Below are 23,710 nucleotides of genomic sequence, written 5' to 3'. Positions count from 1 at the left end.
GATACAAAGAGAATCGCTTGTACCTTTCCAGTCGGGTTATTCTGAATAACTAACAGGGCAAAAAACTTAGAAAGGCTAGACAGAATAAATCTAGGCGTAAGACTCTCGATGAAAACTTCATAAACCGAAAAATTGATTAAGCCAAAGGAAGTATTCAATCTGTTTATGTGCCCCAGACTATCAACCTGTATATTTACGAGATTTTACCGAATCCGGATAAACCTTATTGCGATATGTTCGAGAACAATCGTTACGCCTTTCCGTCATTGTATTTCGGATACGCATAATGATCTTTGTTGAACAAAACTTGGTGGCCCATATATTTCATTCAACACTATCAGATTCCTAACACTGATGGGACATCCCTTAAGCCTCCTAACTACGAAGGCCACCTAGATCATTACCCAGGAGGATTATTCGAATTTTTCCCATTTAAGAAGTCGAGATGACCGGAATGGAACCCCACTTCTATCAACTATTTACGTGTTTTACATCAGCGTAAGTGGTTGCAACTTTCCCCTTGCCCCCACACAAGTCATTAAGCCTTTGATGGGCCACAATTTTAATTCCGCAATGAACGCATCCGACAATAAGAACGTAGTTTCCGCACTCTCCCTCGCGGTGATCGTAGCTCTCGTACTCGTGGTCGTACCGATCGCGTCGTTGCAGAAGTAAGTTGTTCTAAAAGAATTTCTTAACCCCCGCCGATGCGAATTCGGTGGGGTTTTTTATTGTCTGACCTCCCGAACTCAAATCGGCGCCAACTTGAACATCATCCACACATCATAATGAAACACACAGGCGCTGAAAACATCATTCAATTGTTGGAGCGACTGGGTACCATGGGCTTCGGCCTACCAGCTGCCATTGGAGCTGCCTTGAAAAAACCAGATGCGACGGTGGTCTGCTTTGCCGGTGACGGAAGTCTTCTAATGAATATTCAAGAGCTCATCACGGCCGTTGAAGAGGACGCCAATGTAAAGATCATTTTATCGAACAACAATTCGTTGGGATGGGTGCATCAGCAACAGGATCTGCTTTATAACAAGCAAATCTCCACATCACAGTATCACAGGGCAGTTGATTTTCCTACCAAAGCTGAAGGGTTGCAAATGAAAGCTTACGATATAGGGACCTGTACCGATCCTGCATCTACATTAGCAGAGGCTTTCGCTCAATCCGGCCCAGCTTTGATCAATGTCCCGATTGAAGTTCAACAACACGTTTTCCCCATGGTTCCTCCAGGAGGTGCCAACAAGGAGATACTGACCTCAAGTGGGCCGACCCGGGAGTGTGCGAATGGAGGTTGAAAAAGCGATTGGAAGCGTCCCCTTGACCTGTGTCGTACGCACACTCAGTTTACAAACTGATAGTCTGTCGATCGACAGCTTGAATATAACAATAAACTCTACCCTATGAAACGACGCCAAGCACTCAAACAACTTGCTGCCCTCGCGGCAGTAGCACCCTTTTCAAATTCTATACTTCAGGGAGCTTCCCAATCGAAGCTCTGGCTAGAACTTGCAGTTCAGCAATATAGCTTCAACAGGCAACTTAAGGCAGGCACTCTTGATCTTCTTGATTTCCCCAAGACAGTCGTGGAGGGCACCGGGATTAAAGTGCTAGAGTATTTCAATGGCCATATGGATGACAAGGCGGGCAAGAAATCGCATTTCAAAGAGCTTCGTAAGCGCACCGACGACCTGGGAGCCCGAAACACCATGATTCTCTGCCGTAGCGAACCAGCACTCGATTCCCCCGATCCATCCATCCGAGCGGCTGCCATTGAAGGTTATCGTCCCTGGCTTGAAGCAACCAATATTCTAGGTGCAAGCTGTATACGCGTAGACATACGTTCCGACGGAGATGCAAAAGAACAGAAGAAGTACGCCACCGAAGGCCTACGTGCCCTCTGCTCGGTATCCGACAAAGATTTTGGCGGCTTGGATATTGTAGTCGAAAACCACGGCGGGCATTCCAGCCGAGGTGATTGGGTAGCCGAGGTCATGAAAGCGGTTGACTTGGACAACTGCGGCACTCTCCCAGATTTTCAGAACTTTAAGGATTACGACCCCTATAAGGGCGTTAAAGAAATGATGCCTTGGGCCAAAATTGTATGCGCCAAAGCGAAGGACTTTGATGCGGACGGTAATGAGACCAATGTCGACTTTCGCCGCATGCTCAAGATTGTCAAAGAAAGTGGTTTCCGCGGATCCATCGGCATCGAGTTCGAAGGGCATGGCATGGATCCAGTCAAAGGCATTAACGCCACCAAGCGGCTGATTAATAAAGTAATGGCTGAACTGTCCTGAGCAGCTATTCTCATAATACTAGGAGCTGCATTCTAGAGATTTGACTCCCTCGCGGACGCGAAGTAATCATCTAAACTATGGACACGCATTTAAACGAACTCTCATCACTTCCATCGGCAAAGATCGCCATTCTAGGAGGCACCTTTCTCAATGACTACCTCTTTGGCACTGACATAATGAAAGGGTATTCTATTCTGGATACACCTGCTGGAGCATCGCCCAAGATCTATTATGGTGAGTCTGGAGAGGTTCCGTTTTATTATGTCCATTTTCACGGGGAAGGAAAATGGCTTGAGACCTGGCTAGCCTTGCGCGACCTGGGAGTAAAAGAGGCTATTGGTGGCGCTACAGCTGGAGGAATTAGCCCGCTACTAAAAACAAGAGACTATGTGATCCCAGTCGATTTCATGGACAAGAATGTAGACCGTGTATCTAACATTCCGGAAGAGTATTTGGAAGATCCAAGCCATGCCCTCTGTCGTTTCACCCCACCCTACGATGAAACGCTCCGATCTTTCCTCATTGAAGAAACACGAACAGTAATCCGAAACAACCCCAAGCTTTCGGACATAAACGTCATCGATGGCGGTCGCTTACTTCAATCAAGATTTGGTAGATTCGAAACCGTGGCAGAGATCGAAGCCTACCGCAGCCAGGGTGCAGATTTGATTACCCACAACCTTACCACTGAAGTTGTCTTCGCGAAGCAACTGGGCATTCACTATGCATGGATGAACATAATCAGTAATCCGGCAGAGGGAGTTGCCCCTTGGACATTCGAAAGCCTTGGCGAAGTTTACCTGCATTTGAATCCGGTAACCTGGCAAATCCTTGAACGGGTGCTCCCTAGAATTGTAGCTATACCAGCAGATGCGCCTAGAACCATCGATACCCAGCGTGAGCATCCACCGTTGAGTTACCTCGACATACGGGATAAACAATAGCCAGGGCAACCACGCCGCGTGAAAGCTCCATTCATCGTTCTCTTCTTTTCGGTTCTTCTAGCCACAGTTCACGCTAGGCAACCGAACATCCTCCTTATTATGGCAGACGACTTGGGGGCGGAGAATTTAGCTTGTTACGGAAACACCATTTACCAGACCCCTCATCTGGATCGATTAGTAGCAGAAGGCGCTCGCTTCGAGAATGCCTTTTCCACTCCTGTATGCACACCGACACGGGCAATGATTTTAACCGGACTATACCCGAACCGAACCGGTTTCCTCGAGCGGCTCGACAGCCCAAATGATCCTGAGAAGAAGAATCGGCTGCCGGTACACCTTAAAACCTTTGGGCAAGTGTTTCAGGAGGCAGGCTACAAAACAGCTATCGCGGGCAAGTGGCACTTGGGTGATTTTCAAACCTACCCGGATCAGCCCACCTCACACGGTTTTGACGAGCATTGCTTGTGGGTGCAGTACTGGAACGGCAAACGACCTAGCCGCTACTATGCCCCCCATGTATGGGAGAATGGGCAATATGTCGTTCATGAGAAAGAGGTCTTTGGTCCCGATCTCTATGCCGACTTCCTCCTCGACTTTATTGCACGAAATAAAGAGAGCCCTTTCCTCGCCTATTTTCCCATGAATCTAATCCACGGGCCTCTCATAAACCCACCTGGCCTTAGAGACCTGGCAGAATCCAACTTCCCCGAAGATCTTGGAACGAACGAGCGCAAGGCTGGGCACATGGTCACTTACATGGACGGCATTGTCGGACGTATGTTAGCCAAGCTGGAAGCACTTGGCCTAAGAGATAACACCTTGGTTATTTTTACAGGAGACAACGGCACCAGCCCTGGACTTACGAGTCGCCTCGGCAACTTTCACCTTCGTGGCGGTAAAATGACGATGAATGAAGCTGGCACTCGTGTGCCCTTCATCGCGCATTGGCCGGAACATATTCCAGCTGGCAAACGAACGAGTTTCTTCACCTTAATGGACGTGCTGCCAACTATGGCCTCCATCGCCGGCATCACTCTGGGGCACGAGGTTGATGGCATGGACCTTTCGCACAACTTCTACGGAATTCCAGGCAAGGACAGGGACTTCTTCAACATGGCCTTTGAGGGCGACTGCTACTTCGTCCGAACCGACCGCTTTCGTCTCCATGAAGACGGGCGGTTCTATGAGATCCCGGTGACCAGCAATGAAACGCGCTACAGCATGGAAGTCGTCGAGGACGGTCATTCACACGCAAACATACGCGCATTTTTGCAAGGCAAGCTCGATGACTACATAAGTATCAAACAAACGGATACCTCTTATTCAATCGTTCCATTTGGGACAAATGGAGATAATTACAAAAATGCGCAGCAATAGCAAAAATAACTTAAGATTTAAATAAAGACCAAGATGAAGACAAAGAATCAGCTTCTACGATCCCTGATAGTGCTCCTATCAATTCTATCTTGTTCGGCGCACGCCGCCGATAAGCCCAACGTGCTGATCTTGTTTACCGACGATCAGGGAACCCTCGATGTAAACTGCTACGGAGCAAAGGACCTGCACACACCCAACATGGACAAGCTCGCTGAGTCCGGTGTGCGGTTTACTCAGGCCTACGCACATACGGTTTGTTGCCCTTCACGGGCGGCTTTACTTACTGGTCGCCATCCCAATCGAGGAGGAGTGCAGAACTGGCTGCAGGGAGATCGCAACGGAAGCGATTCCCATCTGACAAACATGTTTCCTTCCGAAATCACGCTAGCGGAAGTGTTCAAGGAGGCCGGTTACAAAACTGCATTGTTTGGAAAGTGGCACTTGGGAGCCAAGGCTGGGCACGGCCCAATTGATCAAGGCTTTGACCATCACTTTGGCCACCTATCGGGATTTATTGAAAACTACCGCCACCACTTCATGCACGGAAAAGGCTACCACGACTTGTATAATGATAATGAAGAGATCTGGCGTCGCGGAGAGTATTTCCCGGATATGATAATTGATGAAGCGGTAGAGTACATCGATGAAAACAGCGACGACACTTTCTTCATGATGGTGGCTTTCAACCTTCCTCACTATCCTGAACAACCGACCGAAGAATTCAAAGACGCATTTTCCGATCTAGAAATGCCCCGTCGCTCCTATGCGCGGGTAGTCGCTACCGTCGACAGCCAGATAGGTCGCATCCTAAAGCAATTGGATGATTCCGGTGTTCGAGAGGATACCATCATCATCTTCAGCAGCGACAACGGACACTCGGAAGAAGACAATAAAGGTGTCATTGTTGAAAACCACACCAGCGGACATCCACTCGGTTATTACTACAGTGCTAACGGCGGCGGAGGCTATGCCGGCAAGTGGATCGGACATAAAGGCGATTACCTTGAAGGAGGTGTTCGCGTTCCAGCCATCATCAATTACCCTAAAGTGCTTCCCCAGGGCGAAGTTCGTGAACAGGCTGTAACGGTTATGGATTGGATGCCTACACTCATTGATTTGATTGGTTTACCAGAACCCGAAGTGACCTTAGATGGACGCAGTGTAATGTCCGCCATCAATAACCCTACCGCACCCACCCAACACCCGGTCCTCTACTTCGACTGGCAAGATAAGTGGGCCGTTCGTGAAGGGGATTGGAAACTTATCTCGCTGATGGACCGCAGGACAAAGGAAAGAAGTTACACCCTCCACAACCTGGTGGAAAAGAATCCGGAAGTGAAAGATCACGCCAAGGAACTACCGGCACTGGTTGCACACCTTAAGAAGCTTCACTCAGATTGGGAAAAAGACGTGAAACCCTCTATGTAGATGGATATTCTCCACTGTCGACCCTCCAAAAAGAATCCTTGAGGCAAAGCCATTTTTCCCAGAGGCTCCCTCCTCTACTTCGAAATTTCTTTTACCCTAAGTGAAATTACTTCGTCATATCCCTATCCTGGTTTTTCTATGCACAGGAACCAGTTTGATCTCAAAGGAAGCCCCGGAAGCTATCCTTCCAGAGAAACACTTTGAGTTTCTGAATGAGTATTGCCTCAAATGCCACGACTCAGTGGAAGAAAAAGGCGGCGTAAACCTTGAGGATCTATCGTTTAATCTGGATACGCTCCAAACGGCAGAACTCTGGCAAAAGGCCTTGAATGTGATGAATTCCGGAGAAATGCCTCCGGAGGATGAAGATCAGCCTGAGGCTGAACCGAAGACAAACTTTCTAGCCGACCTCTCAGAGCAACTGGTCCTGGCCCGGAAAATCCTCAGCGATTCGGGTGGTGTCATTGCCATGCGACGCCTGAACCGGCGGGAGTATGAAAATACCATTGAAGATCTTTTAGGCGTCACCATCAATGCGGCCGAGCTGCCCAAAGATGCCAGTACCGGATCCTTTGATACCGTGGGTGCCTCGCTCTTCTTTTCCAGCGATCAGTTCGAGCAGTATCTGAAAATTGCGCGAAGAGCTTTGACCGTGGCCCTCACTGCCCCCGCGACTGAGGAGCCTCAACGGAAGCGACAGCAATCGGAAGACGCCATCAACAAGATGGTTCAGAACCGATATGCAAAGCTATTGGACGGCAAGATTCGTGGAGAACAATGGAAGGAATCCGGAAAGTCACCCACAGAATTTGGCTTCATCGATGAGGCCCGGGTAAAGTTTGAAGCGGGTCTATACAAGCGAGATGGGGTCGGCTACGAACACTACCTTACTCTTCCCGAAACCGATACCGGGGCCGTGTTTTTCGCGACCTGGAACGGAGCCATGACGGATAGCATAACCTTACCTAAAAGTGCGCCGCCAGGTGAATATATCATACGCGCTCGCGCCGGCGGATTCGAAACCGCCCCTGGCCATAGACGCTTCCTCGAAATTGGCACCGTCGAAAACAGTGCGAGGCCAGGTGAACTGGCCGTCCTCGACTACCGTAAAATCTCCGGCAGCTACGAACAGCCGCAGATTGTCGAGTTTCCTATCACCATCACGCCCTCTTCCAGCCGAAAGATCGGAGTCCGCGAACGGCAGCACAACAATCGCGATGCGGCTCGAGCAATATTAAAGAAGGCTCGCAATCGGGACGTACCCCTAGAGGACCCCGCGCTTTGGATTGACTGGCTGGAATGGGAAGGCCCGATCAACATTGAAGAACGGACAACGTTTCAAAACTGGATATTCGGAAATGCTAAGGAAGCGCCTCGAAACGAAGCATACATTCGTAAAGCGATCCAGCGTTTCACCCGCCAGGCCTTTCGCATACAAGAACCGTCCCCATCCTTTCTCGACAAACTGGTGAGTCTATATCGCGATCGCCGGGAAGCGGGAGATGGCTTCCGTACCGCCCTGATCGAGCCACTGGCCGTAGTCCTTGCATCGCCCGCGTTTCTCTATTTGAAGGAGCCCCAGCCGGGCGACCAAAAACGGGAGCTCAACGATCTTGAAATGGCGGTCCGCCTCTCCTATTTCCTCTGGAGCCGGCCTCCCGACACGGAGCTTTACGAGGTGGCCCGGAAGGGTCATTTGAAAAACCCTTCCAAACTGAAACGCCAGACTGACCGCATGCTCGAAGACCCCAAGGCCTGGGAATTCATGAGCGGCTTTACCAGCCAATGGCTCCACCTGGACCGACTCGACTTTTTCCAGTTCAACTACGAGTGGTATCCAGAATTTGACGACAGCGCCAAGAGTGCTGCTCGCAACGAAATTTATCACACCGTTCGAACCCTGTTCGATGAGAATCTCAGCATTAACAAACTGCTCAAATCGGATTTTGTAGTCATCAATGATTTGCTCGCCGGCTACTACGGAATCGAAGGAGTTGAAGGACATCAGTTTCGCAAAGTAAAAGTTCCCGCAAGTTCACCTCGAGGAGGTCTACTTGGAACAGCTGCCGTCCTGGCGATGGGATCCGATGGCGAACGCTCCTCTCCCGTAGAGCGTGGCGCTTGGGTATTGAGAAAACTCCTCCATGACTCACCGCCGCCAGCTCCAGCCAATGTCCCCCAACTCAGCCGACTGGCCGACGAGATGCTCCCTGCCCGGGAGCTGCAAGTCGCCCACATGGAGGAGCCTCAGTGTGCTCAATGCCACCGAGATATCGATCCTATTGGATACGGCCTGGAAAACTTCGATGCCGCCGGCAAGTGGCGCACCCTGGAACGAATTGTGTCTCACAACAAGAAAGTAGAAGATGCCTGGGCCCCGATTGACCCCAGGGGATCCTTGCCAGACAAAAACACCTTTAAAGACTACTACGGACTTCGCGACCAAGTCGCCGAATACCATAGCGATTTCGCCCGCGGTTTGACCGAAGCACTTATTGAATACGGTCTGGGTCGTCCCTATGGATTTACGGACTATGATTTGGCCGAAGAGATCATCAGCCAAGCCGAGTCGGAGAACTTCGGTGCTCGCTCATTCGTCCACGCCCTGGTACAATCTAAACCCTTTAGACAAAAATAGCCTACCCATGAACGGTTCAAAATTCTCTCCCTTGTTTCCCAAACAAACCCGAAGAGCCTTCCTTCGAAGTAGTTCAGCACTCATTGCCCTACCCTTTATGGAATCATTCGGGGCCAAACGCTTTGAGTATGCTGCACCGCTAACCGGAGCCACTCCTCCCAAGCGGATGGTCTTTCTCGGTTTTGGCTGGGGGGTCACGAAAGAGAGTTGGTATCCGGATCTAAATACAACGGGAATCGACTATGTTCTACCGCGCGGCCTGAGAGGTCTGGAGCGACACAAGGATGACATCACCATCATCCAGAACCTGACCAATCAATTCTCGAATGAAGCCCACTGGGGAAGCACATTCTACCTCACGGGAGCCAATCGCTATGCCGAACCGGGGCAAAGTTTCTACAACAGCATTTCTGTGGACCAAGTGGCTGCAGAAACACTGGGTAAAGAAACCCGGTTCACCTCCATCCAACTGGGTTGCGATAATGCAGAAGGTTCCGGTCATGGCCCCGGGCTCTCGATGTCGTGGAACCGCCAGGGCAAGCCAATCGCCGGATTAGACACACCTGTGGCTGCTTACCACAGGCTCTTTTCTGACAGCAATACACCACTGGAAGAACAGCAGGCTATGCTTCGACAAAAACGAAGTGTACTCGATACGGTGCTGGAAAATGCCAAGACCATGAACCATGGCTTGAGCAAGATGGATAACGACAAGCTCGACGAGTATTTCCAATCGATTCGTGAGATCGAAGTTCGCCTTTCCAAGGAGGAGAAGTGGTTGGATGTACCCAAGGTCCAACCCAAAGATCCGATAGAAGAACCCCAGGGCGATATCGAAGGCTACGAAGAGGTCAAGCTCATGTACGACATCATGGTCGCCGCTATGCAAGTCGATGCGACTCGAGTCATCAGCTATCGCCAACCAGTAGACACCTTCATCCGAAGTCTTGGAGCCACCATAACGGGCCACAACATGAGTCACTACACCAATGGCTCCCGCCTGGGCGTTTCAGAAATGCGCGACGAGAAACAAACCGAGCTTTTCGCTTATTTGATCGATAAACTGAAAAGGACCCAAGAGTCCGACGGCAGCAGCTTGTTTGATAATATTTCCCTGAGCTATGGTAGTAACATCGAATCGATCCACTATTTGAGAAACTGCCCAACCATTCTAACCGGTGGTGGAGCTGGAGTAAAACATGGACGTCACTTGGTCATGGAAGATGCCAAGACACCCTTATGCAACTTGTGGCTAAGTCTGCTCCAAGGTTCCGGGATAAAAGCCGATTCTCATGGAGACAGTAATGGAGTGATTGAGGAGCTGTTTGTCTAAGATACGGAGGTATTGAGCACCTCCTGCACAGGCTCATAATCCGAAAATCCCGACAACGCATCCGCGGTCTTCTGAAGCGCCAGAAGATCGTCTTCGACGCGAATCCTCAACTCTTCCAGCTGCGCTGCATTTAGCTTTCTCGGAACATCAATAGGCTTCCCATAGGCAATGTGAACTTTGGCAAATGGATAAGGAAGGAGTGTGCGATCCCAACTCCGTCTAAATACAATAGCGCGTTTTGCCGAGGCAGTGATAGGAAGAATTCGACCTCCGGTCCAACGCGCCATACGAACAATTCCGCCCTGCACATGTCCTCGCGGACCTCGCGATCCGTCGATGGCTAATCCGGCACCGTAACCTGGAGTCTTTCTGATCAGCTGAATCATTTCCTGAATCGCTTCCAATCCATCTCGCCCTGAAGAACCACGAACCACCACCAGGCCAAGTCCCTCTTCCACTCGAGCCATGGCTTCACCATCGAGACTCTTCGAACACATGGTAACCCATTTACCATTCGTCTTCAGAGTCATATGCCGCAGCAAAACGAATGTTCGTCCGTGAAAGAAGGCTGCGATGGCAGGCTCCGGTGCGGCAACAGAAGAATCAAGATGTTCTCTTCCGGTTTCTTCAATTCTCCAACTCCAGCTAAGGCATCGAATGAATAGAAGAGTTATGCATGGGACAAACGTCAGCATCACAAAACGTTTGATGCCCCGGGTAACGGAGTTCTTTGGCATGAATGGCGTTCCCCGCGTCATCCAAAAATTTCACGGGCTCCTTTGCCAACAGATCTGCTATAAGAGGCTGGAGCTGATTAACTCCAAACGGATCCACCAGGGCAGGCGGTAACTTAAAGTAGGTTTTAATGTTCTCCGTCTATCAATTCGGAGGTGTAACTCCACGCAATCTCCACAACCCAGTTGAGTCAAGGAACAAGCAATTGGTTTCATTCTATCTTTGAACAAACGAGGGAGAAAATATGATATTATCTCTTTACTCTCCTAAGCTATCTTTTGACACCATCTTACTCTTACTAGATCAGTGCTAATTAACTCTTGTCTTCGCGATACCAGATCATTGTGCGTTTCTCTAACTTAAGCCTTAGTTCTCTCGGGACCTTCCTTTTCGTGATGATAGGAATGCCCATCCTCTCGGCCCACGAATTATCGAAGGACGACCGGCCTTCCTTTAGAGCACTAAAAGTCGATGACTCGTTGGTGGTCGATGGAATTCTCGACGAACCCTTTTGGCAGAAAGCGGATGTAGCGACCGGCTTTATAAGTCGACGCACTCAACAACTGGCCTCTCAGCAAACGAAAGTTCGCGTCGCCTATGGTCCTGAAGCGCTCTACATTGGCGTGGAAGCATTCGACGATAATATGGCCGAACTCCACGCTACCGAACGACGTGAAGACCGCTACCCCCGGGCCGACGACTTTGTTCAGATACATATTGAACCCAGCCATATTCATCGGACCAAGTATGGGTTTTTCTCCAATCCATTGGGTACTCGGGTGGATGGTGTGGAAGGATTTACGGGAAATTCCTGGACCTTCGGATGGTCAGCCGATTGGGAACTGGCGGCAAAGATACTCGAAGACCGTTGGGTATTTGAAATGCGCATTCCGTATGGAGCCATCAACTACAACCGGGAAGACGACCTGACCTGGGGATTCAATGTTTCGAGATCCAATCCAAGCCGCGACGAATTCAGTTGGTGGAGTTTCAATCCAACCGACAGTTTTCGCCCGCACAATTTCGGGCACGCCACTGAGTTCCATTTGGCCGACACCCACTTCGAACGTAATCTCGAGCTATCGCCTTACGTGAGTAGCAGGGCCGACTTGAGTGGAGAGGGTGACACCGATTTCGAGGCCGGTCTGGATGCCAGTTTTCGGTTCAGCCCTTCCTTGATCGCCGCCCTCACCTTGAATCCGGATTTTGGGCAGGTAGAAGCGGATGCCGACACGATCGAACTACTAGATACTGAACGATTCCTCCCGGAGCGCAGGCCCTTCTTTAGTGAAGGATCCGAACTGCTGCGCATGCCCCATCGACTTTACTACACCCGTCGATTTACCGATATCCAAGCCGGGGCAAAAATCAGCGGGGAATACAAAGGCTTCAACGTAGCACTCCTGAATATTCATGGGGACACGGTGCACGGCTCCACTCGGGAAGGAAACTCGACCGTCATTCGGGCAGTCCAAAATATCGGAACCAAATCATCGTTGGGTTACTACCTGAACAACTCCGAGTTTAATGACGGTTTTTCGCGAGTTATTAGTTCCGATGGCTTTTTCTTTCTCAATGAAGATTTTCGACTGGGGTATCAGGCTTCACTCGCCGATGACGAAATTGAGGGACCTTCGAATTCAACAATCAAAGACAGTACTGATTACCTCGGTCATGTATCATTGAGTTGGGAGAAGTACCCCTGGGAAATTCACACCACCTACACCGCTATCAGCGATGAGTTTGACCCCAACCTGGGACTGATATTTAGGCGCAACATTTTTGGACCCACCTTCGCGACTTCTTACAGCCACGATTCCGATCAAGCCTGGTATAAATCCTTTGATGTACGTTTTAACACCCAGCATTATCAGAATGACGATGGCGACCGGGTTCTGGAGGATTACGGGCTGTCTTCAAAAGTCATCTTTCACAATGATGTAGGACTCAATGCAAGCCACAGAGATGAATTCCATGCTCCCTACGATAACCACCGAACCAGAGCGGGGATTAGCTTCAAATCAACCGATTTTTCGAAGCTCACCGAAGTGGCCTGGGCCGGAGGAGAATTTCGCGGAACCGATTACAATGAACTCATCTTAGGGAAGCGCTACCAGCCCTCCGCTCGCTTCCCGATTCGCTGGGAGTACGTGGCCCGCTTCGAGGATCAACCCAATGGCATGCAACAAACCATTTGGCTCAATCGTATCATAGCCGATTACTTCTTCACCGACGACATGTGGATCAAATCCTCTCTTCAACACCAGAACAAGGACGTCCACAACATAAGCCTGATCTACGCCTGGAAGATAAAACCGAAGCTTCAATGGTATCTGGTATTCAACAGCGTGTCAGATCCAATCGAAACGGAGGACAGTGTGTTCACAAAGCTGGTGTATACGTTTGGTCGGAAATGAGTCGCTTCTGAATTCCCTTGCTGAATTTGGCGGACAAAGATTCCATTCATGCATGAAAATCAATCGAATTACCTTAACCCATCTCTGGTTAACCCTGATTGGCCTTCCCCTACTCATTAACTCTGTTCAGGCCGCCCATCACGCCGAAGTTGATCCTACAGGAAAGTGGAATATCGAAATCTCCGCTCAGGGTCAGACTTACTATCCTGAGGCAACGATTACGATGGGAGGCGATACCCTCAAAGGCTCCTACTACTCTCCAGTCTCCGGAGAGACATTCGACTTGGAAGGGGTCAGCTTCGAGTCTCCCGGCCCGCTAAAGTTTACACTAAATCACCCACAGTTAGTCGTAAAATACGCGGGTAACATTAAAGGTAACGAAATGAGTGGATCGGCAAATATTCAATTTCAAGGTGATACATTTGACGTTCCCTTTTCCGCCAAGCGCGAACCGACCCTCACAGTAGTCGGGACTTGGGATTTTAAACTCACCATCAATGGTAGTACCTACGAACCCACCGTATCCATTCACACAGAAGCAGGAGAACTCGCTGGTACCTACACCGCAGGCTATAATCGCCAGGATATGCCGATGGATGAAATCAAAGTGGATGGCAATCAACTGAGTTTCACCGCCGGCAATAATCAATTCACACTGAAATACACCGGAACCATCGAGGGTGATACCATGAGTGGCACCATGTCAGTCAGTGCACCTCAAGGTTCGATGGATGGCAGTTTTACCGGCACCCGAAGTTCAGATTAGTATAACCAATAAAACTCCATGGCCATTTACGGTACTGCCCTACTCTCACTCTGTCTACTGGCCGGGATCATTCTCGGAAATTGGCTGGGCATGGCCATTGGTGTGGACGCCAATGTGGGAGGAGTTGGCATCGCTATGCTCATCCTGATACTTATTGCAGAACGCTTGCGAAAAACAGGTCGCATTAAAACCCCCACCGAGAGAGGGATTCTTTTCTGGAGTGCTATCTACATTCCGATTGTGGTGGCCATGGCCGCTAATCAAAACGTACTCGCAGCTATTGAAGGCGGCCCGATGGGGATACTAGCCGGAGCTCTATCAGTAACCGTTTGCTTTGCACTCGTTCCCGTCCTCAATCGACTCGGGCAGTCCGATTCTGAACCAGAGGAAACCTTGTGAGCGAAGTGACCGATGTGGTAGTTAAGGTCTTAACCAAGTACTCTTTGATCACTGCTTTTGCGGTTATCGGGATCACGGTTTGGGTATCATACTTTTTGTCCGATAAACTCACGCGTGGTTGGGTGCATGGATCATCTATTGCCATATTGATTGGATTGACCCTGGCCTGCATCGGAGGAATCAAAACCGGGGGGTCAAAAGGCATCTCTGATATAGGGTTATTTGCAGGAATCGGAGTACTCGGCGGGACGGCCTTGCGCGACCTCGCCATTGTATCGACTGCTTTTGGAGTCAGATTGGACGTGTTCAGAAAGACAGGACTGGCAGGCATTCTATCGCTTTTGATTGGCGTATTCGTAGCATTCTTTGTCGGAGCGATCGTGGCCTATTCCTTTGGTTACCGTGATGCGGTTAGCATTACGACCATCGGAGGGGGTGCAGCTACCTTTCTGGTGGGTCCTGTAACGGGAAGCGCTCTTCAAGCCAGTTCGGAGGTGGTGGCCCTCAGTATTACGGCAGGTTTGACCAAATCGATTCTAGTCATGTCCATGACACCTTTTGTGGCCAAATATATTGGGCTCAACAACCCACGGTCGGCACTCATTTTTGGCGGGCTCATGGGAACGACGAGTGGAGTTTCAGGTGGCCTTGCAGCCACGGATCCCAGGTTGGTTCCCTACGGTGCCATGACCGCCACCTTCTATACCGGAATCGCTTGCTTACTGGGCCCCTCTGTCATATTTATTCTGATACGCTCAATAATCTGATGCCATTAAAAAAGTTTTTAGTCCCCTTTGCATTCATCCTTAGTACGCATTTAGCCAAGGCAACTCCCGCCACCCTCATTTACCAAAGCTCATTCGATTCTACGGAGGAGCTGGACAACTGGATCATGGAAGGACCCGGCGTAGCAGAGATCCACGACGGTCGACTTCTACTTTACTCCAAATGGTTACCGGAATTAGAAACAGTCGCAGATCAAATTGACCTCACCGAACCGGGTGGAAGCCATTATTATCCCTTTATTGAGAAGTGGGTAAAGGAACAGGAACCCGAGAATCTGGACAAGTACATCCTGAAGAAAACCAAGGCTTCTAGTTTTAATGGCGGGCACATGCAGTATTGGAACAAGCAGGTGCATCCGGAGAATTTTTTAATCCGCTTGAAGTTTCAGCCTGCCAATCCCAACCCGCTGCATATGATCAGTTTTTGCGCACGCGGTGTGGGTGGCGAAAGTATCTTCGATCCAACTCTGGCCCCGCGCTACGGATTAGGGGGGCAATACATGTCCGGCGACCTTAGCAACTATCGCATCAGCTATTGGTCGGGTCCACGTGGCACTTCCCATATGCGCCGAGCTCCAGGGCGGAAACTTACTTCGCAAAATCTGAGCGACATTCCTCGGTATGCTATGGAGCAAGAAGTGCAGCTCGAACTCTTCTGTTGGAACGGTCGCACCGTGTTTCGTTGCGACGGAGAAACGGTCATCGATTGGACCGACGATGAACCACTCGAAGACGGATTCTTTTCCATTCGACTGATGGCCGCAGCCAAGGGCTGCTATGACGATTACGAGGCGTATGAACTTCATGAAGATCCATTCACCTACACCGGCAAGGGAGAGAACATCACTTCCCGACTTTCAGCTCAGAAAGACATTCCAAAGACAGAAGAGATCGTTGACGGAATGTACATTGTCGTAGGTAACCGTGAGCCCAAAGGCATTTTGCAACGCAACGTGATCAACAGCTACAAGGGACACCCCGTCTACCACTTCTCAGCGACGCCGGATGTAAACCGCATTGAGCTAACCACTTGTTACGGATCCAATCTGGAAGTTATTTCGGATGAGAGACTGGATGATCTCGTGGCGACCAAAAACATTTATGCCTATAACGATCAGGGTTCCTATGGAGACACGATTACCTACGACTGGTATGCCCGGTTTCCCGAACCTTTGAAGACGGACGCGAAAGGCATTTTCGCCCAATGGCACGGTCGACCCGATCGAACGCTGGTGGAAACACCGGAGGGCGAAACCAAAATTCTCCCGGAAAAGGAATACCTTGAGCTCTTGGAAAAGATAAACATTGATCCCGATCAAGGACATATCGGTATCGATCCCAAAACAGGCAAACCCAATGGCTGGAAAATCGATGGTTCCGCTGGAGGCCCCATCGGCGCATTCAAATTCCAGGATGGTTACATGTGCTTACTCATTCGGAGCGACCCTTCTCCACGCTCAGACAACAGAATAAAGACCAAACCACGCCCCGGTGGCATTCGACCTTTCCAACAATTTGGAGATAAAACAGGCGCCGTTGTCTTTGAACGACCCATCTCTGAAGTTCCCATCAATCAGTGGATTCACTTCCGGGTAGAGATCAGGTATTCGGACTATAGCCTTGATTCGGATCGGGCACTCTCATCCGGACATGTCAAAGTCTGGATAGACGACAAGCAGGTCGCAGACTGGCCTGGTGATGTAGGTAAGAACGACGAGAAAGGACCCTACTTCAAATATGGAATATATAAACCGGGCACAGATGGCTTCAAAGTCGATTGTGCAGGATTCACGCAAACCATCCGAAAGCCTTGAGGCTCAGACCCATTATTCGCCAGAATTGGCAGCATGCACAAGCGCACGAATATAACCATGAGAGAACGACCGGCCCATCTTTCCAAATTCAACATCACCGGTGATCTTAGGCGTGTGATCGGAAACAAGCGATCCGGTGTAGTTTACTTCTTTGAAGGCCTTGATAGCTTCCAGCATGTCTACATCCCCTTCATCAATGAAGGTTTCCACATATTGAGGCACCTGTCCACGCACGGCACGAAAGTGCACATGATGAATGCGCCCAGTTCCACTTATGCGTCGAATGGCATCGATCACGTCTACTCCCATTTCTGTCACCGTCCCCTGGCAAAAAGTGAATCCATTAGCCGGACTGTCGACTACCTTGAGAAACTCAAGAATCTCTTCCGTATTAGTTAGCACACGCGAAATACCCCGCATGGATTTAACCGGAGGATCTTTTGGGTGAAGTGACATTTTAACCCCTGCTTCCTCAGCAGCTTTCATCACGGGTTTGGAAAAATATATCAGGCGATCCCACATCTGTTTGCGCGAAATAACTCCCAACTCTGGAAACGGAGGTTTATCTTTTGCTCCATTATAATCAAAGGCCTTGTAAGTAGCTCCCCCACGCCCTTCAGCCTCATAGTAACCCACGTCATCTCCCCATTTAAAATCTGGAGACCAGCGCCACTCGATCATTTGAACACCTTGTTTTCCAGCCGCACGAATACTTTTACAAACATTCTCAATTTTCACATCCTTGTCCGCTTCGTCGAGCATCGGACTCATCAACCTACTCAGCGGAATCATCATAGAGTAAAGCTCCAGACCCTGTTCGCGACAGCGCTCTTGAACTAACTCAATTTCCTCAGTCGTCCAGTAGCCATTGCCGTCTTTGTCGACCCAATCAGTTCCCTGAAGAACCACCCATTCACAACCCAACTGCGCCAACCAGGCCAAGGTTGCTTCATTTACGTCCGGTAAATTCTCAGAGATTTTGGGTGACCATGCTTCGTCGGAAGCCGTAACGGAAAACAAGGACATGGTGCAAATAGAGACCAGGAGAAATAGGGTATGGGGATTCATTAATCCAATTGATAGGAATACACCTTCGATGGCAATCCAGTTTACGGACAACAATAGACAAGAGTAACGCAATCACAGGGAGATCCCCTCAGCGGCTTGTTGAAGCTTGCACACCTAAGTCGAGTATCTGATTTTCAATTCAGCACCAAGCATTCGCATATGAATTCTCACACCCCGGAACCTATGTTCAAATTCACTCTATTCCTGCTTCTGAGTTGCCTCTGCGGTCAACTAACTCTTTCGGCAAAAACCATCAACGTCCTCGTGTGGGATGAACGCCAAGACAAGCAAAAGCCCGTGTATGATAATTGGTTAGGAAATGAAATTGTTACCCAGTTGGATGCCGTTACGGACAACCTAAATTTTCGTTCGGTCGCGCTGGACGATCCGGAACACGGCCTGTCCAATGAAAACTTAAAATGGGCAGATGTAGTGCTTTGGTGGGGACACGTCAGACACAGTGACGTGAGCTGGGCCAAAGCGAAAGAAGTCGCAGAGCTCGTCCGAAAGGGAGAATTGAATCTGGTGATCCTTCATTCAGCCCACTGGGCACGACCCTTTGTAGAGCTTATGAACCAGCGGGCGATCGAAGAGGGATTGGCCTATATTCAGAAACACAATCCTGGGAAGAAGATCACCTACGAAACAGTGAGTCCCCCGAAGGAACGATCAGCTCCCATGCGTGGTAGTGTTTTTACTCCGGCTTATTACGGCTACAAGAAAGGCAAAACCGCCGTTCACGGAATTATACACTTACCATGGTGTTGTTTTCCGGACTGGCGAAACACAGGAGAACCTAGTACACTCCGTGTGACCCAACAGGATCATCCCCTCACCAATGGGATTCCAAACCGCATTACGATTCCTGTCACCGAGATGTACAACGAGCCCTTTCACATCCCGGAACCGGACGAGGTCATCTTCGAAGAAACTTGGGAAACGGGGGAACGATTCCGCAGCGGCGTCCTCTGGAACATCGGAGAAGGAAAGCTCTTTTACTTTCGTCCGGGTCACGAAACCTTTCCCGTTTTCAAACAAAAGGAGATCATTCAAATTTTAGACAATGCCTGCCAATGGCTGGGTGCCCATTGAACAGCTGATAAGAAGCCCTTGAATAGAAAGTGGATTTGCTCCTATGATTTTTCCAATAAGTGATTTTCTGGCTGAACTCCTGGGCACTTCGATTTTGATGATTCTTGGCTGCGGAGCAAACGCAGGGGGCACTTTGAAAATATGCTATTAATCCTGCGAGAGACCTGGGACCTCGAATCGCACATACCATTTTACCCATTGCAGGCAAAGGAGACTCCGATTGGGGTTATGCCTGAATTCCGGTTATTGGCCCTATTCTAGGAGGTGTCCTTGGCGCCATCATCTACATTTCCCTTTGGTAAAAACCTCTTCTTCAAATTTCTTAACGAGTCTGTAACCCTTCTTTTCGATCTATGTCATTTATTCTATCTCTCGACCAAGGCACCACCAGTTCACGCGCCATTGTTTTTGACAAAGCAGGTTCTATTCAAGCCGTTGCGCAACGTGAATTTGAGCAGATATTCCCAAAACCAGGTTGGGTCGAACACAACGCCCAGGAGATTTGGAATACCCAGCTAGCAGTTGCTCGGGAAGCTCTCGAAAAAGTGGGAGCCTCGGCAGCCGACATCTCAGGTATCGGGATTACCAATCAGCGTGAGACCACGGTAATCTGGGATAGAGCAACCGGCAATCCTATCGCCAACGCCATCGTCTGGCAGGATCGTCGAACAGCTGACTTTTGTCGGGAGTTAAAAGAGGCCGGACATGCGGATGCAATTCAGAAAAAAACGGGGCTGGTCTTGGACGCGTATTTTTCAGGATCCAAGGTACGCTGGCTACTCGACAACACGGAAGGGGCTCGAGAAAAAGCGGAAGCAGGAGAGTTAGCATTCGGCACCATCGACAGCTGGTTGGTTTGGAACCTGACCGGTGGCAAAGTCCACATTACCGATGTGAGTAACGCGAGCCGCACCTTGCTGTTTAATGTAGAAGCCATGACCTGGGATGAGGATATGCTCGAACTATTGAATGTACCCAAAAGTGTACTACCGAAAGTAAGAAGTAGCAGCGAAGTGTATGGAGAAACAGCGGAAGATTGTTTCAGAGGCGCCATCCCCATTTCAGGAATTGCAGGCGACCAACATGCCGCCTTGTTTGGCCAGGCCTGCCACAAGAGTGGTATGGCCAAAAACACCTATGGCACAGGCTGCTTTATGTTAATGAATACGGGGACCGAGATGGTTCGTTCCAAGAATGATTTGTTAACTACAGTCGCCTGGAAAGTGGATGGAGTTGTCGAATACGCACTTGAAGGGAGTATCTTTATTGGAGGCGCGGTGGTTCAGTGGCTACGTGACCAACTGGGTATCATTGAGAAATCGCCTGAAGTAGAGGCACTCGCAGAAACGGTGGATGATAATGGTGGCGTTTATTTTGTACCTGCCTTCGCCGGACTCGGTTCACCTCATTGGGACCCTTATGCACGAGGAACCATTATTGGGCTAACACGCGGTTCATCGAAGGGGCACATCGCACGGGCTGCACTCGAAGGCATTGCCTACCAATCGATGGATCTATTGAAAGCCATGGAAGCAGATTCAGGGATCAGCTTAAGCGAATTACGCGTCGATGGTGGAGCGTCACTCAATGCTCTGCTCATGCAGTTCCAGAGCGACATACTCAACGTACCGGTCGTGCGCCCAACCATTCCGGAAACGACTGCGCTTGGAGCCGCCTACCTCGCCGGACTTGCAACCGGATATTGGCAGAGCAGAGAAGAAATTGCAGAGCAATGGCAAGTAGATGCCCGCTTCGAGCCCGATATGAAAGATGAAACAAAGGCTGAGTTGGTTAAGGGCTGGGAGAAAGCGGTTGATCGCTCTAAGGGCTGGGAAGACCAAGCATAGGCAAACAATGAAACTCTCATATACCTGAGGCCCTCTTTCCGAATCGGGTAGTTTTCGAGAATGAACTGGATTAGCGACTATTGCTATCAGGAACTACTTTTGATTGGAGTAATCTAAACCCCTCACAAACAATAGCAGGATGAAGATCGTTTCTGCTTTTACTACCCTACTTCTAACAAGTTCCCTTTACGCCTCAGAGTTTTCTGCGAATTGGTCTGAGGATGTGAACCAGAAGTGGATTGGCAGACATTTCTGGCAAAACACCTACCGTGATTGGCAACAGGCCAATGGAAGGATTGAAGTGACTCACCCAGGAGGCAATCGATCGGCCGTGGTTACGACCTATGCGATCAACGCCTCGAATGAATTTTCCATGAGCGTCCGGATGGGACAGCTACAGTCCGGCAAGAGCGGTTGGGGAGGATTCAAGCTGGGACTGCAGGGCAATCGCATCCACACCGATAATTGGAAGAACCAGATGATCCATTGCATTGGAACTGCAGCCGGGATAACCGCCGACGGGAAACTATTCATTGATCAAGTGAAAGCTGAGGCACCCACTCTGAATGACTGGAGTGACTTTACTCTTAAATTGTCATCGGTGGCCCGTGGCAACCGTATCGAATTGGCGTTAAGCGCTAGCAATCAATCTGAATCCATTTCAGTTAAGCACACGTTTCCGGCGGACCAAATCGATGGCGTGTTTGCACTCACCTCCCACAACGGCGTATTGAATGCCGATGATCAGTTTGACGATAGCAAAGGAAATGATGCCGGGCCTCTATCCCACTGGTTTGATGAATTAAGAGCATCTGGAGCAGGTATTGTCGAAACACCGGAACGGCAGTTTGGTCCCGTTGCCTTCAATCAGTTTCTTACGTCTTCCGGCACGCTGCGAATGAATGCTCAATTGGCGCCCTTCGAAAAGAAATACGTACAGTCCCTGGACCTCGAAGTTTTCGAAAATAATGGATGGAAGACCATTGCAGCCGGAAAGTATCATCGCCCTTCCAGCTCGGCACTATTCACCGTCCCTCAGTGGGATATTGAAAATGATATTCCCTACCGAATCGTCTGGAAGGGTACCGGGTTTGATGGGAAGTCTTACACTCAACATTACGAAGGAACTATTCGAGCTGAGCCGCTTAAGCAGGACGTCGTTCTGGGCTCTTTCAACTGTATGCATTGGACGGGTTATCCTTACGCCGGGTCGGTTGCCCAAATGCAGAAAATCAAACCCGACATTCTCGCCTTTACGGGCGATCAACTTTACGAAGGAGCGGGCGGTTATGGCATTGTAACTTCGCCCCTGGAGGAGTCTCGTCTCAATTACTTTCACCATTGGTTCCTGCATGGACTCGCATTTCGTGAGCTGTTAGCCAACACCGCCAGCATGACCATCAACGACGATCACGACGTTTTCCATGGCAACGTGTGGGGCGAGTCGGGTAAAGCAGCTGACATGAGCAAAAAGGGCGCAGCGGCGGCCCAGGACTCCGGTGGATATAAAATGCCACCTCAGTTTGTGAATCTGGTGCAACAGGGCCAGTGCGGGCACCTTTCACCTTCACCAGACATGTCTCCGGTCAAACAAGGTATCGAGACCTATTACACGGATGTGCGTTATGCTGGCATTTCATTCGCAGTATTGGAGGACAGGAAATGGAAATCAGCACCGGCAAATATCCACACTGACACCGAAGTCTATAACGGCTATTTCAGAGATCCCGCCTATGCCAAAGATACAGCTCATATTCGCAAGATAAGTGCCACGGAAGTACTGCTAGGAAAGAGACAAGAAACCTTCCTCGAACAATGGGCTGCCGACTGGTCGGAAGGCACCTGGATGAAATGCGCCGTCAGCCAAACCGTATTCGCAACCGCAGCTACCGATGGGCTCAACAACGACGAACCTTGGGATCGCTATTCGGATGCCAATTTCCCAACCCCTGGATCCTGGCCAGCCAATGCGACACATCCATCCCACGACATGGATTCGAATGGATGGCCTCAAGAAGCCCGCGACCGTGCGGTTCACCTGCTTCGCAAAGCGTTTGCTCCTCATGTGGCGGGAGATCAGCACCTCGGTTCAGCGATTCGTTATGGAATAGAAGAGCACGATAGCGGAAGCGTTGCGTTTTGCGTTCCTGCGGCCAGTACTGGATGGTCGCGCTTATGGATGCCGAAAGAGCAAGGAACCATTGACGAAGACTTTATCGGAAATCTCGACGGAGCAGACTTCGCTTTTGATCCCCAAAACTACACCGGAAAATTCCAAGACGGACAGGGCAACAGGTTCACCATGCTCGCCACCGCCAATCCTTATAAACAAAACGAACGTAATCCATCCTGGTTTTATGACAGAAACCCTGGCTATGGCATCGTCACCTTCCATCGGGAAAGCCACGACATCGCCATGACAGCCTGGCCCTCCTACGCAGGCCCTGGCGGAAGTGGCGAGGAAGGTCTACCCTACCCGGGCTGGCCCATCACTATTCAGCAGACTGATAATTACGACCGTTCTGCTCAAGGCTACCTCCCCGAGGTTAGCTTAATCGAAAGTCCCGTTGTCCAGGTCATCAACGATTCTACCGGTGAAATTGAGTACACCATCCGCCCCGCCGGAGAATCGTTTCGCCCTCGCATTTTTGATCTGAATTCGACTTATACCCTTCGTACTGGAAATCCAGGTACAGGAGTATGGAACCTCCAAGAAGGACTGACTGCGACTAAACCTTAGAACGGAATCCCTCCC

At 49.9% G+C, this 23,710-nt stretch carries 17 protein-coding genes; 15 read left to right on the top strand and 2 right to left on the bottom strand.

Going from position 1 to position 23,710, the window contains the following annotated elements:
- Positions 1-707 precede the first annotated feature (707 nt).
- The 7 genes from GA003_00610 (at position 708) to GA003_00580 (ending at position 10,032) form a co-directional block, all read left to right on the top strand.
- Complete coding sequence (locus tag GA003_00610) at positions 708-1,310, top strand: hypothetical protein (protein QXD28519.1); 603 nt, start codon at positions 708-710, stop codon at positions 1,308-1,310.
- A 105-nt stretch (positions 1,311-1,415) separates the two neighbouring features.
- On the top strand, positions 1,416-2,312 hold the full coding sequence (locus GA003_00605) for a sugar phosphate isomerase/epimerase (GenBank protein ID QXD28518.1): 897 nt from the start codon (positions 1,416-1,418) through the stop codon (positions 2,310-2,312).
- A gap of 77 nt (positions 2,313-2,389) precedes the next feature.
- Positions 2,390-3,256, top strand: a complete 867-nt coding sequence (locus tag GA003_00600) for a hypothetical protein (protein QXD28517.1) — start codon at positions 2,390-2,392, stop codon at positions 3,254-3,256.
- A gap of 99 nt (positions 3,257-3,355) precedes the next feature.
- Complete coding sequence (locus tag GA003_00595; protein QXD28516.1) at positions 3,356-4,633, top strand: sulfatase-like hydrolase/transferase; 1,278 nt, start codon at positions 3,356-3,358, stop codon at positions 4,631-4,633.
- A 33-nt stretch (positions 4,634-4,666) separates the two neighbouring features.
- Positions 4,667-6,061, top strand: a complete 1,395-nt coding sequence (locus GA003_00590; protein ID QXD28515.1) for a sulfatase-like hydrolase/transferase — start codon at positions 4,667-4,669, stop codon at positions 6,059-6,061.
- Between the two features lie 100 nt (positions 6,062-6,161).
- Positions 6,162-8,699 carry a DUF1592 domain-containing protein gene (locus GA003_00585; GenBank protein ID QXD28514.1) on the top strand — a complete coding sequence of 846 codons (2,538 nt, stop codon included), beginning with the start codon at positions 6,162-6,164 and terminating at the stop codon, positions 8,697-8,699.
- A 7-nt stretch (positions 8,700-8,706) separates the two neighbouring features.
- Positions 8,707-10,032: a DUF1552 domain-containing protein gene (locus GA003_00580; protein QXD28513.1), complete on the top strand. Its 1,326-nt coding sequence runs from the start codon at positions 8,707-8,709 to the stop codon at positions 10,030-10,032.
- Here GA003_00580 and GA003_00575 read toward each other — a convergent pair.
- Positions 10,029-10,769 carry a lysophospholipid acyltransferase family protein gene (locus GA003_00575; GenBank protein ID QXD28512.1) on the bottom strand — a complete coding sequence of 247 codons (741 nt, stop codon included), beginning with the start codon at positions 10,767-10,769 and terminating at the stop codon, positions 10,029-10,031. The two genes, GA003_00580 and GA003_00575, sit on opposite strands and share 4 nt — an antisense overlap.
- Before the next feature lie 402 nt (positions 10,770-11,171).
- Here GA003_00575 and GA003_00570 point away from each other — a divergent pair, with 402 nt between their 5' ends.
- The 5 genes from GA003_00570 to GA003_00550 are packed head-to-tail and all read left to right on the top strand — an operon-like array spanning position 11,172 to position 16,948.
- Positions 11,172-13,184 (top strand): carbohydrate binding family 9 domain-containing protein, encoded by a 2,013-nt coding sequence (locus GA003_00570; GenBank protein QXD28511.1) that lies wholly within the window; start codon positions 11,172-11,174, stop codon positions 13,182-13,184.
- A gap of 52 nt (positions 13,185-13,236) precedes the next feature.
- On the top strand, positions 13,237-13,950 hold the full coding sequence (locus tag GA003_00565; protein QXD28510.1) for a hypothetical protein: 714 nt from the start codon (positions 13,237-13,239) through the stop codon (positions 13,948-13,950).
- A gap of 18 nt (positions 13,951-13,968) precedes the next feature.
- Entirely contained in the window at positions 13,969-14,349 is a 381-nt protein-coding gene (gene madL, locus GA003_00560) for a malonate transporter subunit MadL (protein QXD28509.1), read from the top strand.
- Between the two features lie 5 nt (positions 14,350-14,354).
- On the top strand, positions 14,355-15,116 hold the full coding sequence (gene madM / locus GA003_00555; GenBank protein ID QXD30302.1) for a malonate transporter subunit MadM: 762 nt from the start codon (positions 14,355-14,357) through the stop codon (positions 15,114-15,116).
- Positions 15,116-16,948 carry a DUF1961 family protein gene (locus GA003_00550; GenBank protein QXD28508.1) on the top strand — a complete coding sequence of 611 codons (1,833 nt, stop codon included), beginning with the start codon at positions 15,116-15,118 and terminating at the stop codon, positions 16,946-16,948. The genes madM and GA003_00550 overlap by 1 nt, the downstream gene beginning before the upstream one ends.
- Before the next feature lie 12 nt (positions 16,949-16,960).
- Here GA003_00550 and GA003_00545 read toward each other — a convergent pair whose 3' ends face one another.
- Positions 16,961-18,016, bottom strand: coding sequence for a mannonate dehydratase (locus tag GA003_00545; GenBank protein ID QXD28507.1), 1,056 nt, complete (start codon positions 18,014-18,016; stop codon positions 16,961-16,963).
- 159 nt (positions 18,017-18,175) lie between these two features.
- On the opposite strand from GA003_00545, the gene GA003_00540 reads away from it, so the two are divergent.
- From GA003_00540 to GA003_00530, 3 genes are all read left to right on the top strand, one after another.
- Entirely contained in the window at positions 18,176-19,108 is a 933-nt protein-coding gene (locus tag GA003_00540; GenBank protein ID QXD28506.1) for a ThuA domain-containing protein, read from the top strand.
- A 353-nt stretch (positions 19,109-19,461) separates the two neighbouring features.
- The gene (gene glpK / locus GA003_00535; protein QXD28505.1) at positions 19,462-20,955 is read left to right on the top strand and encodes a glycerol kinase GlpK; all 1,494 of its coding nucleotides are present in this window, start codon (positions 19,462-19,464) and stop codon (positions 20,953-20,955) included.
- A 139-nt stretch (positions 20,956-21,094) separates the two neighbouring features.
- Positions 21,095-23,695 carry an alkaline phosphatase D family protein gene (locus GA003_00530; protein QXD28504.1) on the top strand — a complete coding sequence of 867 codons (2,601 nt, stop codon included), beginning with the start codon at positions 21,095-21,097 and terminating at the stop codon, positions 23,693-23,695.
- Positions 23,696-23,710 lie beyond the last annotated feature (15 nt).

Source organism: Opitutia bacterium ISCC 52, from assembly GCA_014529675.2.
Classification (GTDB): Bacteria; Verrucomicrobiota; Verrucomicrobiia; order Opitutales; family UBA2995; genus UBA2995.
Note: the sequence above shows the minus strand (reverse complement) of the source record. Positions and strands in the feature narration are given on the sequence as shown.